At 73.2% G+C, this 16,414-nt stretch carries 12 protein-coding genes; 2 read left to right on the forward strand and 10 right to left on the reverse strand.

The annotated features are described in order from the left end of the window. Positions 1-2: 2 nt before the first annotated feature. The 4 genes from EER30_RS00865 to EER30_RS00880 are packed head-to-tail and all read right to left on the reverse strand — an operon-like array spanning position 3 to position 4,112. Positions 3-923, reverse strand: coding sequence for a helix-turn-helix domain-containing protein (locus tag EER30_RS00865; protein ID WP_127497289.1), 921 nt, complete (start codon positions 921-923; stop codon positions 3-5). 32 nt (positions 924-955) lie between these two features. After that, complete coding sequence (locus EER30_RS00870; protein ID WP_127497291.1) at positions 956-1,930, reverse strand: glycosyltransferase family 2 protein; 975 nt, start codon at positions 1,928-1,930, stop codon at positions 956-958. A 30-nt stretch (positions 1,931-1,960) separates the two neighbouring features. Continuing rightward, positions 1,961-2,527, reverse strand: coding sequence for a hypothetical protein (locus EER30_RS00875; protein WP_127497293.1), 567 nt, complete (start codon positions 2,525-2,527; stop codon positions 1,961-1,963). Position 2,528: 1 nt separating this feature from the next. After that, on the reverse strand, positions 2,529-4,112 hold the full coding sequence (locus tag EER30_RS00880) for a hypothetical protein (RefSeq protein WP_164842198.1): 1,584 nt from the start codon (positions 4,110-4,112) through the stop codon (positions 2,529-2,531). Between the two features lie 235 nt (positions 4,113-4,347). On the opposite strand from EER30_RS00880, the gene EER30_RS00890 reads away from it, so the two are divergent. After that, positions 4,348-4,833 carry a CAP domain-containing protein gene (locus EER30_RS00890; RefSeq protein WP_127497297.1) on the forward strand — a complete coding sequence of 162 codons (486 nt, stop codon included), beginning with the start codon at positions 4,348-4,350 and terminating at the stop codon, positions 4,831-4,833. Here the strand turns inward: EER30_RS00890 and EER30_RS00895 are convergent. From EER30_RS00895 to EER30_RS00910, 4 genes are read right to left on the reverse strand one after another with little or no spacing between them, the layout of a single operon-like run. Continuing rightward, positions 4,827-5,645 carry a class I SAM-dependent methyltransferase gene (locus EER30_RS00895; protein ID WP_240669694.1) on the reverse strand — a complete coding sequence of 273 codons (819 nt, stop codon included), beginning with the start codon at positions 5,643-5,645 and terminating at the stop codon, positions 4,827-4,829. The genes EER30_RS00890 and EER30_RS00895 overlap by 7 nt on opposite strands. Continuing rightward, positions 5,645-7,921: a hypothetical protein gene (locus EER30_RS00900; RefSeq protein WP_127497299.1), complete on the reverse strand. Its 2,277-nt coding sequence runs from the start codon at positions 7,919-7,921 to the stop codon at positions 5,645-5,647. Before EER30_RS00900 ends, EER30_RS00895 begins: the two co-directional genes overlap by 1 nt. Then, positions 7,918-8,520: a hypothetical protein gene (locus EER30_RS00905; protein ID WP_127497301.1), complete on the reverse strand. Its 603-nt coding sequence runs from the start codon at positions 8,518-8,520 to the stop codon at positions 7,918-7,920. Before EER30_RS00905 ends, EER30_RS00900 begins: the two co-directional genes overlap by 4 nt. Then, positions 8,510-10,489 carry a glycosyltransferase gene (locus EER30_RS00910; protein ID WP_127497303.1) on the reverse strand — a complete coding sequence of 660 codons (1,980 nt, stop codon included), beginning with the start codon at positions 10,487-10,489 and terminating at the stop codon, positions 8,510-8,512. Before EER30_RS00910 ends, EER30_RS00905 begins: the two co-directional genes overlap by 11 nt. A 135-nt stretch (positions 10,490-10,624) precedes the next feature. On the opposite strand from EER30_RS00910, the gene EER30_RS00915 reads away from it, so the two are divergent. After that, positions 10,625-12,805, forward strand: coding sequence for a glycosyltransferase family 2 protein (locus EER30_RS00915; protein WP_127497305.1), 2,181 nt, complete (start codon positions 10,625-10,627; stop codon positions 12,803-12,805). Positions 12,806-12,929: 124 nt separating this feature from the next. Here EER30_RS00915 and EER30_RS00920 read toward each other — a convergent pair whose 3' ends face one another. Both EER30_RS00920 and EER30_RS00925 read right to left on the reverse strand, forming a co-directional pair. Next, the gene (locus tag EER30_RS00920) at positions 12,930-13,937 is read right to left on the reverse strand and encodes a class I SAM-dependent methyltransferase (RefSeq protein WP_240669695.1); all 1,008 of its coding nucleotides are present in this window, start codon (positions 13,935-13,937) and stop codon (positions 12,930-12,932) included. Further along, the gene (locus EER30_RS00925; protein WP_127497307.1) at positions 13,901-16,390 is read right to left on the reverse strand and encodes a glycosyltransferase family A protein; all 2,490 of its coding nucleotides are present in this window, start codon (positions 16,388-16,390) and stop codon (positions 13,901-13,903) included. Before EER30_RS00925 ends, EER30_RS00920 begins: the two co-directional genes overlap by 37 nt. Between the last annotated feature and the right edge of the window lie 24 nt (positions 16,391-16,414).

Raw genomic sequence — 16,414 nt, forward strand, 5'->3', positions numbered from 1 at the left:
GCTCAGTCTCCGCTCGTCGGGACGTCCTCATCCTGCACGAACGCACTGTACGAAGCGCGCATCGCCGCCGGGGTCGTATCGAGCCGGGCGCGTAGCACCCGGGTCAGGTGTTCCTGGTGGGAGAAACCGCAGCGCTGGGCGATCTCGACGATCGGGATCGACGTGCGGCGCAGCAGCAGGACGGCGGCCTCGACCCGGCGCCCGATGACGAATTGGTGCGGGGCGAGGCCGGTACGCACGCGGAACTGCCGGGCGAACTGGCTCACGCTCAGCCCGGTGACGGCGGCGAGATCCCGCAGGGGCAGCGGATAGGCCAGCCGGGCCTCGATCAGATCCTGTACGGAGGAAAGCTGCCGGTCGGTCAGACCGGAGCGCGCCGGAACGGGGGTCGACGCGGCCGCGCACACGCTGTGATGCCGAGTGAGCTGCGCGGCCAGCGTACGCCCGAGCTGGTCCACATAGGTGCGGGCGGACGGCTCCCAGTGGCGCAGGACGCCGTCGAGCGTGAGCAACAGTTGCTCCAGCAGCGGGTCGAGACTGCCCAGCTCTTCGGCCAGCTCGACCGGGTCGCCGTCGTTCGCCTCGCGCAGCATGTCGTCGGTCAGATACGCGTGCACCGTGCCGAGCAGTCCGCCCAGCTCGACGGAGAGATCTTTGCCGGCCGGGTGCACGAACAGCCCGCCGGCCGGGATGACGCGCGAGCGGGCCAGGCCGAGATGCCCGCGCCGCACCGTGACGGGGCCGTCGAGATGCAGGATGACCAGATGGCTGCGTGCGCCGGCAAACGATGCCTGGTACGGCTGTTCCCGCTGGGTCGACACGTAGAGCTGCTCCCAGCCCAGGCCGTGGCTCGTACGCTCGGGGCGCACCCACGGCTGCTGGAGGATGCCATTGGTGTCGCCGACCGTCAGCTCCGCCGCCATCGCCCCGTCATAGCTGAAGAAGCGCGAACAAATCAAGGGTCGGCGCGCACCCACTGTTCAGGAACGGCCGTCTCGAGCGGGCCCGACCGCTCCTGCACCAGGTAGCGAGGGCGGCCACGCACCTCCTCGTGGATGCGGGCCAGGTATTCGCCGATCACGCCCAGGCCGAGCAGCACGAAGGTACCCATGACCAGCAACAGCAGGATGACCGTGGGGAAGCCCTCGACCGAGCCGCCGTCGATCCAGCGGATCAGGGTCTGCGCGCCCAGCAGCACGGCGAACGCGGCGAAGGCCAGCCCGACCAGCGTGACCAGGTGAAGCGGGGCCGAGCTGAACGACGTGATGCCGTTCACGGCCAGCCGGAACAGGGAACGCAACGTCCAGCGGGTGCGGCCGCCCTCGCGCTGATCGATCTCGACCTCGACCGTGCTGCGACGGAAACCGATCCAGCTGCTGGTGCCGCGGAAGAACGACGAGTGCTCGGGCATGCGCAGCAGCGCCTGCAGAGCCGGGCGGCTGAGCAGCCGGAAGTCGGTCGCGTCGACCAGATCGACGCGGGTGAGGCCGGTGAAGGCCCGGTTGAACAGGCGGCCGCCGACCCGGCCGATCAGGCCCTGACCCGTACGGCTGCATTTGATCGCCTCGACCACGTGGGCGCCCTCACGCCAGCGCCGCACCATCTCGGGGATCGCGGCCGGCGGATGCTGCAGATCGGAGTCGATCACGACCACGGCATCGCCCGCGGCGTGCTCGAGCCCGGCCAGCACGGCCGCCTCCTTGCCGAAGTTGCGGGAGAGCTGAACGCCACGCACCCGCGCGTCGAGCAGCGCCAGCCGGCTGACCCGGTCCCACGAGTCGTCGGTCGAGCCGTCGTCGACCAGCACGAGCTCGTAGGCGAGACCCGCCCCGGTCAGCACCTCGCCGAGCCGGGCCACGAAGCGATCCACGCCGCCGCCCTCGTTGAAGATCGGCGCGACCACGGAGATCAATGGGGTCGAGGGGGTCACGCTCGCCCAACGACCACGCTCGGCCGAAAGTTACCGCAGCAGCTCGGCCAGCGTCGGCGGGTGAGCGCGATCGACGAAGACCGTGCGGACGCTGCCGTGGTCGCGATAGAGCCGCGACAGCCGCTCCGAGAGCACGTCCTCCCACGACCGGTCGGGGCGGTGCCGCTCCCAGGTCGCGCGGTCGGGCAGGTATTCCAGCAGCACGTCCGGGTCGCGCAGCTCGGCGACGTTCGAGCAGTCGGTCATCACCACGGGCCGGTGGTCGGGGTCGACCAGCAGGCGCTGCCGCAGCGTCAGCACGAACTCGCGAACCATCTCGAACTCGAGCCCGATCACCACGTACAGGTGAACCGGACGCCCGCTCGGGGCCGTCTGCACCGGGATGACCGGGTGGTGGGCCGGCCGCAACCGCCGCAACACCGCCCGCACGGCCCGCAGCCGATTCGCGCGGCGCCGCTCACGGTCGCGTTCCTTGCGCAGCTCGTCGGAGCGCCGTCGCTCGTCGACGAGCTTGGCCTCCAGCGAACGCAGCCGGCCGGCCATCGCGGAGAGCTCCCAGCGAGCGCGCTGCATCGCGTCCAGCGGTTCGGTCACCATGTCAGCCCCCGTTCCGTACGCGGCCGCTCAACCACGTCGCGGCGGCCCTCGCGCCGTTCGCGAACGTCAGCTCCTCGCACCGGCGGCGCAGAGCGGCCCGCACCTCGGTCCGGGCGGCGGCGTCCAGCACCTTGTCGAGGTCCTCGTCGGCCGCGCTCAACGCGACCCCGGCCGCTTCGGCGTAGCGAGCCCGGCCGACCTGGTCGTCGAGCGGCGTGGTCGGGTCGGGCACGAAGACGGTCGGAATCCCGAAGCGGATCTGCTCGTGCGCGGCGTCGTAGCTCGCGGTGCTCACCACGAGGTCGAACGCTCGCAGGCAGCGGCCCGGCCGGTCCGTGCGGACGACCTGGAAGCCGTGCCCCTTGAGACGCTCTTCGATCGCCGGGGCGTCGAACCTCAGCAGCGCCGCCGGGAGTTCGTCGTTCAGGCCCAGTTCGGCGCGGGCGGCCGCGGCGTCGAGCAGGTCACCGGCGTCGAGCATCGTGATCGGCTCGACCCGGTGGGCGGTGGCCCGGTCGTCCACGGTCGCGCCGTCGTCGGCCAGGGCGGCGAACTCGCCCGGTTCGAGCACGTGGTCGAAGACCTTGCCCTCGGTGATGTACTCCTGGCCCGCGCCGCGCTGCCACATCGGCCGGCGGATCCAGACCCACACGACCCCGGTGTGCTCGCGGACCGCCTCGACGACGCCCTCGTGCGGCACGCCGTCGACCGCCACGATCTCGGGCCGGTGCAGGTCGATCAGGTGCGCAAGCCGGTCACGAACGAGGCGGGTCCAACGCTCGTACGGGAAGTCGAACGCCGCTCGGGACGGGAAGTGCTCGGTGAGGAAGCCGTCCTCGCTGATCTGGCCTTCCGTGGCGAGGATCGGGGCCAGGTCACCGGGGAGCCGCCGGGCGATGGCGGTCAGGCGGAGCGCCGCGTCGTCGTCGCCGACCATCAGTACGCGGCGGGTGGCCTTCTGCTCCGTCCGCGGCTTCCCCGCGGGGGCACTGATTCTCGGGCGTACGCCGAAGCTCGCGAGACGCCTGAGGTGGGACTGATGGCCGCGGCGGCGTTCGAGCGCGCGCAGGTCCTCGGCGGGCAGATCACGCCAGCGGCCGGACACGTCCTCGATCTCATGCCAGTCGTGCGGGGTGAGGCGACAGGCGATCGGCATCGCGGCCCGCACCCGGGTGTCGAGCGGCGCCCACTCCGCGTCGCGGAAGGCCTCGACGGGCGGCTCGTCGGCGACCACAACTGTGCGATCGGCGCGCAGCTCGGGCAGGCCCCGGGTCAGCCGGCGCGTGCCGCGCACAACCAATAGGCGTACGGAAACCGGCTTGTCTTCTCGGGCCAGCGTGGCCGCGCCGTCGCGTAGGCAGTCGCGGATCAGCGGGGCGAAGGGAAGAGGCCGCTCGTCGTCGGGCACGTGGATCAGCACGGTCGACAGGGCCGCCTCGGCCTGGGCTCGCACCTCGGCGGCCACTCCGGCGCCCGCTTCGGCGGCCAGTCCGGCGGCCATTCCGGCGCCCGCTTGTGCCCCCGCTTCTGCGCCCGCGAAACGGAAGTCGCACAGGATCGCCACGTCATGAACGGTCGTCGGCACGGCGGAACCCCCTCTGCCCCTTTTGAAGGCGCTCCAGGCCCTTTTCAAGGTCAACGATCACTGCCTCGCACCGTGACGGCAACTACACCGAAACCGGGGTCGGCTAGCCAACCGTCCGGCAACCGAAGGGCATCTCCATAGCACCCGAACATGGGTCATCGTCACTGTCCCGGCGCCGAATAGAACCCTGAACGCGGCGGTAGCAGCCACCGCGACACCAAACGAAAGGCACTCGATGCGTTCTTCGATCACCAAGCGTCTGGCCCTGATCGCGATGATCCCCGCCACCCTGCTCGTCGTGGTCGCGTTCGCCTCGTCCGCACAGGCCGCCGCCGTGAGCCCGGCCAAGATGTCCAGCGACATCGTCGCCCTGACCAACCAGCAGCGCGCCCTGCACGGCTGCGGCAAGCTCGTCGTCAGCCCGGCCCTCGGCCGCGCCGCCGTCGGCCACAGCGCCTGGATGGCCAAGACCGGCAAGTTCAGCCACACCGGCGCCGGCAACTCGACGTTCGACAAGCGCGTCAAGGCGGCCGGTTACGCCCGCCCGCTCGGCGAGAACATCGCGTTCGGTTTCGGCACCGGCGTCGAGGTCGTCAAGGCCTGGATGAAGAGCCCGGGTCACCGCGCCAACATCCTCAACTGCAAGGCGAAGACGATCGGCGTCGGCGTGGTCTACTCGGCCAAGGGCACCGCCTACCAGACCCAGGAGTTCGGTTACTGAGACCGGCTCAACTGACGCACCACGCGCCGATATCGGGCCTCACCTTCACGGGTGAGGCCCTCGGCCGTTTCCAGCGTCCGGCGGTGAGCCTCGCCGACGACCACCAGCGCGCCGGCGGCCAGGCGGCCCTTCACCAACGTCAACGCCAGCTCGGGTTCGCCGTAGACCACGAGAAGGTCGATGCCGGTGACGTCGTCCACGGCGGCACGCAGGTCGACGACCTCGGTGAGACCGTGCGCCTCCAGCCGTTCGCGGGTCCGCTCGGCGTCACGGTTCAGCGAGACCAGTTTCCCGCCAGAGGCTTCCAGGGCGTACGCCGTCCAGACCGTCGACGCTCCGCCGCCGAGCTCGACGACCAGGCTCGGCTTCCGGGTGCGGATCAGGTGCAGAACGTCGAGCAGCTCTGTCTTGCTGCCGGTCGACGGCATCGGAGCGCGCGGCTCGACGGCGCGGTAAAGCTGGATCAGGGCCTCGACGTCGCCGGTCTGCGCGGCGAGAGCATCAGACATCTCGCGATGCCGGTCGCCGGAGTGCAGCAGCAACTCTTCGAGAGCACCGAGCAGGCGGCGCTGGGTCTGGTCAAGCACGGTGCGGACGTCGTCCTGGTGGCGGCGTTGCGTACGTTGCAACGCGGCCAGCCGGCGGGCGACGAGCAGCAACCCGCCGAAGAGAATCGTGAAGAACACGGCCAGCAGGGTGAGTGCGAGCCCGACGTTACCGGTGAGCGCGGCGGCCGCAACCGCCGCACAGAGCGCACAGGCCCCGGCGGCAAGAATCGCCTGACGACGGGTCAGTCTGCGCAGGCGGCCCATCAGTTGCCTCCGCTTCGCATGGCGGCCCCATCGCGCAATCCCGGCTCACCGCGCAGATCGAGCTCACCTCGTCCGGCCGGCTGACCGCCCGCGGCAGGCTGACCGCCCGCGGCAGGCTGACCGCTCTTGGCCGGCTCGCCGCCCACGGCCGGCTGACCGTTCTTGGCTGGCTCGCCGCTCCGCCCCGGCTTCCCGCTCACCCCGGACTCGCGGCTGACGCCGGGTCCGCCGCTCGACTCGGGCGCACTTCGCACGCCAGAGCCGCCGCTGCCCCCGGAGCCGTTTGCCGCGCCCGGCCCGTCGGGGCAGAAAGCCACCCCCGCCCGCTGTCGGGAGGCCGTTTCGAGCGACTCGTCGAAGCGCCGGATCGAGAACGGCGAGTCGGCGTGCAGCGCGAGAAACTCGGCCCGCAGCGCGCATCGCCGCACGGCGCCCGCCGGACCGGGGTCGAAGTCGGCCATCTCGACGGCGACGCGGTCGGCGAGGCGCGCCGCCTGGGTCGCCATCGTCGTGTCGCGAAGCCGCTTGTTGGCCGCCGCGGACACCGTCGCCACTCCAGTCAACAGCACCACCGCGACCGCTACCGCCCCTGTGGATAACTCAAATCGCCGGCCCCGCGGCGGATAAGCTCTCCCCGCCACCCCGGGTGGGTGGGTCGGCTGGGAGGTGTAGGGGGCCGAGCTGTCGGAAAGCTGTTGTGCGCTTGGTCCGTGCGATTGGCCGGGAACATACGGGTGACCGGCGGACTGCGACTGGGTGGCGGCTTCCGGGCGGGCGGCTTCCGGGCGGGCGGCTTCCGGGCGGGCGGCTTCCGGGCGGGCGGCTTCCGGGCGGGCGGCTTCCGGGCGGGCGGCTTCCGGGCGGGCGGCTTCCGGGCGGGCGGCGATGCCCGGACCAGCGACGTGCGGGTCGGCGATGCCCGGACCAGCGACGTGCGGGTCGGCGATGCGCGGGTCGGCGATGCCCGGACCAGCGACGTGCGGGTGGCGGCGACGTATGAAGTGGACCAAGGCGACCAGCAGCAAAGCGCCCGCCGTCGTCGTCACGGCCGAGTCTCGCCAGCCGTGGCCCCAGCGGCCCGTGGCGACCAGCTGCTGCACGTCGGCGTTGAGGGCGCTCATCGCGGCCCCCAACAGAATCAGCGTGGCGGCCGTCAACGCCACGGCGAGGGCGCAGCGGCGGCTCACCTGCGACAGGCGCGGCAGGTCGCGGATCGCGAAGTAGGCCAGCAGGCCGAGCACGACCAGCGCGCCGACCAGCACCAGCCCGCCGAGCCACGGGCGCGAGCTTCCCCCGGCCACCGCCGCGCGCCACATCAGGGGAGGGAGCCAGGCGATGGCCCGTACGGGGAAGGCCTCTAACGATGAGGGACCGAAGTGCACGTCGGAGCCTCGATAGCAGTCGCCCGCCGCGCAGTAGCGCTGGATGACCACGCGCACGGCCAGGAAGACCGGCAGGAAACCGAGCCAGAGCAACCCGAGAGCCCTCGTGGGCGCCGCGATCAGCAGTCGCAGCGGCCGCGCCGAGCAGACCAACCAGCCGCGGGCCAGCACGGCGACGGTCGCCAGAGGCAGGGCCAGGTAGGCGATCTCGTTGAAGGCCGCCAGCGCCGCACCCCCTAGCAGCAACAACGGCGCCCACCAGAGCCGGAACCGGCCGTCGAACGAGAAGCGGCACATTCCCGCCGTCACGCCCAGCACCAGGGCCGCCGACGTGAGGTAGAGCCCGCCGAACAGCACCACGGGGCTCGACCCACCCGCGGCCACGAACCCGGCGGCCACCGCGAAGGGCGCGACGGCGGCCATTGTGGACGGCGCGCGCCGGAAGAGGCGGCCGCGGGCCACGATGCTCTCGGCGGCCAGCACGGCGGTCACGCACAGCAGCATCGCCGCGAGGAACGAGATCAGCCGGAGGCCGACGTTCACCGGCAGGCCGAGAACCTCGCTCAGCGCATAGGCCAGCGTGTCGAGCGCCTTCTCCAGCATGCGCCCGAGCAGGCGGAAGTTGCCCAGCCGCAGATAGCCGGGCAGCGAATCAACCGTGTGCGAGCCGATCCGTAGCGGGTCGTCGCGGAACAGCCCGCCGTGCCAGTAGAGGTTGAACCGGTGGTCGCGGGTCGGGGCGAGGGCGATCAGCGGCGCGAGCACGGGCAGCGGCACCAGCACAGCGCGCAGCAGCGCCCGCCGCCAGAGCGCCCCCACCGGCGGCCCTTCCACGACGAAGCGCAGACCCACGCGCGGGGCGGCGACGGGAGCTTCGATCGTGGAGGCGCTCATGTCGGGGAGAACGAACCCGGTGAGAGTTCAGTGACGCTGCCGAGCAGGCGGGCGAGCGTCGGCGGGTCCCGTGGGTCTATCACGACCGTACGGTCGGCGCCGTGATCGCGGCAGAGCTGGGCGACCCGGTCGGCCAGCAGCGACTCCCAGCGCGTACCGGGGTCGTGCCTCGACCAGGTCGCCGGGTCGGGCAGGTATTCGAGCACGACGCCGGGCACCCGCAGCCCGCGCAGGGCCGGCTGGTCGGTCACGACGACGGGCCGGTGGTCGGCGTCGACGAGGACGCGCTGCCGCAGCGCTCGGATCAGCGCCTGGGCCCCGGGCCGGGAGAGCCCGATCGCCACGTAGACGCACGCGGGAACAGACGGCACCGCGCGCGGAGAAGGGACCGCCGGCGGCCGGCTGCGCTTCAGGCCGGCCAGCGCGCGGCCGAGCCGGTAGGGGCGGCTGCGGCGCAGGGCCAGCAGCAGGTCCCGGTTGCGGTCACGATCCCGTACGGCCGCGTCCCGCTCGTCCTCGACGCAGCGCAGCCGCCCGATCAGCGTGGCCACCTCCCAGCGGGCGAGGGCGAGGTCGGCCGCGTCCGGTTCATCGAACACCGTTGGTCTCCACTTCGGTCCGCCGGTGGCAGTGCCCGGCCAGCCAGGCCGCGGCGTCGGCGGCGCCGTTGCCGAACGGCAGCTCGGCGCAGCGACGGCTGAGCGCCTCCCGGGCGGCCGGGTCGGCCAGCCGCTCCAGCGCCGCCGCGGCCTCGTCGTCGTCGGTCGCGCAGACGGCCACGCCGGCCGCCGCCGCGAAGCGCGCCCTGGTCAGCTCGTCGTCGACGCCGGCCGGGTCGGGCACGAAGACGGTCGGCACCCGGGCGCCGAGCAACTCGTGGAAGCTCGCGTAGTCGGCCCGGGACACGGCCAGCGTGACCCCGCCCAGCTCGTCCGGCCCGGCCTCGACCACGGTGAAGCCGGGCAGGCTGGCCTCGACGCCCCGGCACAGCAGGGTGTTCCCGCCCGAGCCGCGGCGGGGACGTTTCGTGGGCAGCTCGGTGATCGGGTCGACCGTGCTCACCCCGGCCCGCGCGGTCGTGGTCCAGCCCTCGTCGCCGGGGGCGGCGAACTCGCCCGGTTCGAGGATCCCGGCGAAGTGCGCGCCGCGGGCCGCCCATTCGCCGCCGGTGCCGCGACGCCACATCGCCGGGCGCAGCCAGAGCCAGCGCGGTCCGGGGCCGGCGACGATCGCAGCCGTGATCCCGTCGTGCGGCACCCCACCGACCAGCACTGCCCGCGGGGAGTAGAGCCCGATGAGGTGGCGCAGCCGGTCGCGCACGAAGCCGGTCCAGCGGTCGTCGGAGATGCCCAGGTCGGCGGCGGACGGGAGGTGTTCGGTGAGCAGGCCCGCGGCGTGCGCGTCGGCGAGCCCGGCCGAACCGGCGACGACGACCGGCTCGAGATCGGCGGGCAGGTGGCGCGCGAGGGCGCGGAAGCGGGCGATGTCGTCGCCGACGAGCAGCACCCGGCGGGCCGGGCGAGCGCACCGTACGGCGGTTCGCTGCGGGGGCGCGACGCCACGGATGAGCACGCCCAGCGACGCGAGGCGGGCGATGTGGGAGGCGCTGCCGAACTGCTCGGTCACGTAGTGGCGGGCGCGCGCGACCTGGGCCTCGTACGCGGGCCGGTCCTTGTGCCATCGCAGGACGAGATCACGGACGCCGGCCGGGTGCGTGTAGATCGCGGCCTCGGCGAAGACCGAACGGAAGTGCGGCCCGGCGATCACCGGCACGCCGCTCGCCATCGCTTCGAGGATCGTGCGCCCGAAGGCGTCCGTCCACGCCGGGTCGTGGAAGTAGACGAAGAAGTCGAGGGTCCCGAGGAACTCGCGGGGCGTCTCGGCGCCGAATTCGACGATCTCCCACGACGCCGGTTGCCGCCCGAGCCGCTGGACGCCGATCTCACCGCCGCCGAGGATGCGCACCCGCACGTCAGCGGAGTCGGGGTAGGCCTGCAACAGCTCGACCGGATCACGCGGCCACTTCACCGGGTCGGGCCGCCCGTGCCGCCCGATCACCGGCACCGTCCCGGGTGTCTGCCGCACGACCTGCCACTCCGCGACGTCGATGATCTCGTGCCAGTCGGTGTCGGGCAGCACCGCGCGCGGGGCCGCTCGCAACACGTTCTCGCGCACGCGGCCGCTGGTCGGCGCCCACACCACGTCGGGGCCGAAGTAGCGCTCGATCAGAACGTCGTCCTCGGGCGGTTCGTCGGCCACGACGATCGTGTGCCCGGCTCGAACCCGCGGCGGCACGGCCGGCTCCCGGGTGAAGATGCGCGGCTGGCGGATCAGCAGCACCTTCGCGGCGATCTCGGCGCCGTCGTCGTGGGCCAGGTCGGCCAGGCCGTCGCGCAGGCAGGCCACGATGCGGCTCTGGAACGGGCGGGCGTGCCGCAGGTGCGGCGACGGCACGTGGATGAGCACGGTGGTCAGTCCGGCGGCCGCCTGGGCGCGGACCTCGGCGACGATGCTCGCCGAGTTGCCGCCCGGATACCGCAGGTCGGACAGGATGGCGACGTCGTACACGGCTTGGTCAACGATCTCCCCCGACCGGGCGATACGGACAATTCACTTTGGTCGTTGATCTCCGGGGACGGCGGTCGTGATCTCCAGGGGCGGAGGTCGTTGATCTCCGGAGGTGGCAAGAAGAAAGAGGCGACCATGCGCGATTCCGCACCGCACCACCCGCTGGCCGTCGCGGCCCTGCAAGCCCGGTCGGTCGCCGCGCGCGAACCCCTGGCCCGAGAGGCGGCCGACCCGTGGGTGGCCGGCGAGCTGGCCCGGGTGATCGCGCTGCAGAACCTGCGGGCCGACGACCAGGCCGACGCGCTGGCCATTCTCGACGGCCTGCACCAACGGGGCGAGATGACCGCGGAACACCAGGGCCTGCTGTGCCAATTGGCGTACGCCGCCGGTGATCGCGCCCGCGCTGAGGCGCTGCTCGCCGGGGCGCCGGAACCGGTGCGGACCGCGCTCACCGTCGACCTGGCCAACCCGTACGCGGGTGGCGACGGCCTCGGCTGGGATCTCGCCGCGCTGATCCCCGCGCCCTCGTTGAAGGTCCCCGACGGTCCCGGCGTCCCGTTCGACCGGCTCACCACCGGACCCGTGCAGCGCCTCGGCCACCCCCGCCGGGTCACCTCGGTCGTCACCACCTGGCAGCCCGACCAGGCCCTGCTCACCTCGGTGCGCTCGCTCGTGGGGCAGAGCTGGACCAACCACGAGATCCTGATCGTCGACGACGCCTCGTCAGCCGAGTTCGACCCGCTGCTGCGCGCGGCAGTCGCCCTCGACCCTCGGGTTCGCCTGGTGCGCATGGTCACCCGCGGCGGGCCGTACGTGGCCCGCAACGCCGGGCTGGACGCCGCGACCGGTGACTTCGTGACCTTCCCGGACGCCGGGGGATGGTCGCACCCGCTGCGCCTGGAACGCCAGGTCGCTCCCCTGCTCGCCGACGACGCGCTCTTCGCCACGATCTCAACCGGCCTGCACGTCACGCCCCGCCTCGTGGTGACCCGCCCGGGCGTCCCGGCGGTGGACCGCGACCTCTCCTCGCTCCTGTTCCGGCGGACGGCCGCCCTGAACCGGGTCGGCCATTTCGACCCGATCCGCGCGGGTGCCGACATCGAGTACGTCGAGCGTGCTCAAGCAATGGGGCGGGCCGTCCATCACCTCGACGGCCCGCCCCTGACGCTGATGCGTGCCGTCGACGACCCGCCCGGCTGGATCGACCCCGCGCACCGCTCCTACCGCTCCGCGTTCCGGCACGAGCACGCCCACGCGAGAAAGAAGTTCACGGCGCCCCGTCGCCTGCGGGGAGAGACCGGGGCCAAGGCGTACGACGTCGTGCTCGCCGGCGACTGGACGACGGCGGGCGGTTACGCGACCGCCGGGATCGGCCGGCTCCGCGCCCTGACCGCCCGCCGTCAGCGAGCCGCCCTGCTGCACCTGGACGAGCTGGCCAATCTGCACGACGGCCCGCGCGACCTCGACCCGGCCGTGCAGGAACTGATCAACCGCGGCGAGCTGACCCAGGTCGAGCTCACCGACGACGTGCGGGCACGGCTGGTGGTGGCCCGATCGGCGCGCGTGCTCGAACACGCGCCCGACCTGCCCAGCGGCGTCCGCGCCCAGCGAGTGATCATCGAGGATGCGACCGTCGTCCCGGCCGCCGCGGCTGCGGCCCGCCGGTTGTTCGGCCACCAGCCGCTGTGGGCTCCGGCCGGCGCCGACGGCCGGCGACTGCTCGACCGGGCGGCCGACGTCGCGGTGGCGAAGCTCGACCTGCCCAGCACCCTCGACGCGGCCCAGTGGCGGCTCGACCGGCGCGGCCCGCGCGCCGACCGGCCGGTGGTCGGCCGCCGATGCCGGGGCGGGCGCATCGAGTGGCGCCGCCTGCGCGACGAGCTGCCCGACTCGGCCCGGGTGGACGTGCGCCTGCTCGACGCGGGCGGCACCGCGGACGGCGCGTTCGGCCGGTTCGGGCCGCCCCGCAGCTGGCTCGTCTACGGTCCCGGCGACGTCAGCCTGCGCTCGTTCCTCGGCCAGATCGACTTCTACCTGCACCTGCCGCCCGACGACGAGCCGGCCGACCCGGCACCGGACGTGCTGACCGCTCTCGCCGCGGGCTGCGTCGCCGTGCTGCCCTACCGCTACGCGTCCGCGTTCGGCGAGGCCGCGATCTACTGCGCGCCCGACGAGGTGCCCGACACGGTCGGCCGCCTGCACGCCGACCGCCGGGCGCTGCGCGACCAGGGCGCTCGCGGGGCCGACTTCGTGCGCCGTCACCACGCCCACGAGCTCTACGCCGAGCGCGTCGCCCGATTGGCTACCCAAGGGTGACCGATCGGCACCCGGGCGGATCGTCAACCCGGCCCGCTCGCGACCGATTACTGGGGGTACAAGACGAACAGAGACTCGGGACGGCCCCCGCCGATCCCGCACGCGGGCCCCCTCCCGCGTACTGCTACCCCGCCGTTCCCCCACGGTGGGGTAGCAGTATTTCTCCCTGAGGGTGGGTCAGGACGGTCCAGCGGCCGGGCAGGCGCCGCCGGGCGGTGAGCCCGAACCCGCCGCCCTGCCGGGGCGCGACCCGCGTGGGCTCGTCGTCGACCACCACGGCCGCTCCGGGGGCCAGCCGACGGCCGAGCACGTGCAGCGCGGGGGCCAGCGGATCCGGGCCGTCGGGCGCGATCGAGCCGTCGACGAGCAGCAGGTCTATGTCCTTGAGGTCTTCGAGGGCGTCCACGTCGTACCAGTCGACCGTCCGTCCGTCGACCGCCAGCTCGGCCAGCCCGACGTGGCGTACCTCGACCGCGGTCAGGCCGTGCTCGGCGAGCAGCGTCCGGAACAGGACGGCGCGGTCGGCGTCGTGGTCGAGCGCGACCAGCCGACCACCGCCACGCTCGATCGCGTAGCCGAGCCACACCGTCGACGGCCCGCTGCCCAGCGCGACCGTCAGCGCCGGCCGGCGTTCGCGCGCGACGTGCACGAGGCCGAGAAGGTCGGTCGGGGCGCCGGACGGCATCGGCGCGCGTGGCACGACCGTGCGGAAGAGCTGGAACATCGCCTCGATCTCGCGGGCCTGGTCGCGCAGCAGCAGCTCGGCGCCGCGGCCGGTGAGGCGCTCGGCCCGGGTCACGGTCTCGACGAGCTCCTGGTGGCGGTCGCCCGCGGCGAGCCGTTCCTTCTCCACCGCGGCGATCACCCGGCGCTGCAACTGGTCGATCGTGCCGCGCAGGTCGCGTACGGCCTCCTGGGTCGAGCGCTGCACCCCGCCGATGCGGCGCGACAGGTGGATCACCCCGGCCGACACGGCGATCAGCAGCAGCGCGCCGACGATCGAGGAGACCGCGACCCCCGCGGCCACCAGCACCGCCATCACGACGCCGGCGACCTGCCGGCGCGACAGCCGGCGCAAACGCCGGGCGAACCTGATCAGCCTGGCCCTGATGATGTCGTTGGTCCGCCGCACACCGAGGTCAACTCCGACGCGACCCTGTCCGTTACGCCGATCGTCAGCAATGCCGGCAACAACGTGGCGATCCGGTCGACGAACCGGGCCGGGTCGCAGGCGGCGGCGACCGCCTGGCGGGCCCGGTTGCTCTGCGCGGCGTAGAGCGTGGGATCGGCCCGATAGCGCGCGATCAGCGGCCCGGCCTCGCTGCGGGTGCAATAGACCGCCGCGTCGCCGTAGTACGGGCGGAAGCGCGGGGGTGTCAGCACGACACAGCCCGCCGCCGCGGCCTCCAGCGCGGGCCGCGACGACCACTCGGCCGCCTGCACGGGCGGGAAGTGCAGATAGAAGTCGAGCTGGTGCAGGAACGGGCGCGGTTCGAGGTCGGCGGCCTGATAGGCGAGCCACGACGCCTCGACCTCCACCTCGAACGCGCCGACCGGCCGGTCGGGCAGCCGCACCCGCACGTCGGACTCGGGCAGCCGCCGGCAGACCGCGAGGATGTCGGCCGCGTCGGGCGGCCAGTTCGCCGCGTCGCAGAGGTCGGTGCCGACGACGGCCGAGGCGCCCGTGCGGTCGGCGACCCAGCCGGCGGGGGCGAGGGCGACCGGCAGATCTTCCGGGTCCAGGTTCCCGGCCGTACGCAGACAGGACCGCACTCCCTCGTCCGGCGCGACCCACAGCGGGTCGGCGCCGAAGAGCCGCCGTACGGCTTCGGTGCACGTCGGCGGCTCGTAGCGGCGGTCGCTGCCGTCGGCCCGCACCGGCGCGCGGTCGGCGACGACGATCGCGCGCGTAGCCCGTACGCCGCTGGTCTGTCCTCCGGTGAATTGAAGAACCGCCGCTTGACGCACCACCACCAGCGCCGCCTCGACCCGGTCCTCCATCGCGATCCGGTCGATCACACCGTCGTTGACCAGGTCCTGCACCAGCCCCGCGAACGGCACCCGCCGCATCTGGATCGCCCGATACGAGTCGAGATGCAGCACCGCCACCCGCAACCCGGCCCCGGCCAGCGCCTTCAGTTCGTCCAGCGCACCCCGCTGCGCACTCTCCAGGAACCGCCAGTCGGCCACCATCACGACGTCGTACGCCCTCCCGCGCGCGACGCCGAGCAGGTGGTCGGGCGCCGGGAAGGGCCGGTCCGCCCCGTCCGCCGGCCGGTAGGCGCTCGCCCGCCGTCCCGCGATCCGCTGATGCTGCCGCTGATAGGCCGACATGTAGGCGGTCCGCGCCGGGTGCATCCAGTGCGCCCGGATCTCGGCCCGCGACAGCGACCCCGCCGACAACCGGATCAGCGCGAGCGGCGACCCGGAGACGTGCAGCACCCGCCCGGCCCCGAACGCGGCCTGGATCCGTCCGATGTACTCGGAGTCGGCCGCCTTGCGCAGCCGATCGAAGTAGCCCACGGTCCGCAGCACCGGCCCGCGGCGCAGCATCAGCGACGACGGGTTGAACCGATCGCCGCGCACCCCCGGCCGGGTGCACATCAGCTGATCGGTGACGGCCAGCCCGTCCGAGGTCGTGGCGACCAGCCGCCGGTCCTCGATCAGCGGCCGCACCTGCCGCTCGATCCGCAGCGGGTGGGACCAGTCATCGGAATCCTGGAAGGTCGCGAACTCGCCGCCGGCCGCGTCGAGACCGGCGTTGCGGGCCGCGTAGGTCCCGGCGTTGACCGGCAGCTTGACGAGCCGGATCCGGTCGCCCAGCGCGACCGCCTCGGCCAGAATCGCGTCGAACTCCGGCGGCGAGGCGTCATCCACAATGATCACTTCGGTGTTCGCCCAGCTCTGGGCCAGGATCGAGCGCACCGCGGTGATCAGCCCTCGATCGGGCCGGAAGGCGGTCACCACCACCGAGACCCGATGCGGTCCGTCCACGCGCTCGGCCTCGGCGGCCGTCAGCCGGTCGAAAGGCACGCCGTCGCCCTCGGTCACCTGCGGGCCCGGCATCAGCCGCTGAAAAGCCTCGAGCCAGGGCCCGTACGGCTGGGTCGCCACGAACGGATTGAGCAGGTCGGCCCGCAGTCCGGCGCGGGCCGCCTCCCCGATCCGCAGGTAGCGGCGCATCAGCTTGCGGGCCCGTTCCGGGCTCTCGTAGGCGAGCGCGAGCTGCGCGTGCAGCGCCTGATTGGCCGGCGACAGGGCGCGAGCCCCGCACACCCGGCGGGTCAGCTCGAAGAGCGCGAGCGCGTCGTCGCGATCGGTCGGCAGCAACTCCTGCAGCGCGAGGCTGTGGGCCAGCGCGGCGACCAGGCCGGGATCGATCCCGCGACGCAGCCGGCGCAACCACCGGCGGTCCCCGGCCCGGGCCGCCTCGAGCAGCCGGTCGAGGGTGCCGTGCTCACCGAGCGCGGCCCGGGCCAGCAGTACGCGGGCGTCGAGCGAGCGGTTGCGGGAGGCGGTGGCGGTCATCGCGAGCCGGAACCGGGAACCAGCCGCGGTGATGTGATCGTCGAGCAGGGCCTGCATGCCCCGGCTAACGTGCCCCGGGCG

It is taken from the genome of Actinoplanes solisilvae (assembly GCF_003999975.1).
GTDB classification, from domain to species: domain Bacteria; phylum Actinomycetota; class Actinomycetes; order Mycobacteriales; family Micromonosporaceae; genus Actinoplanes; species Actinoplanes solisilvae.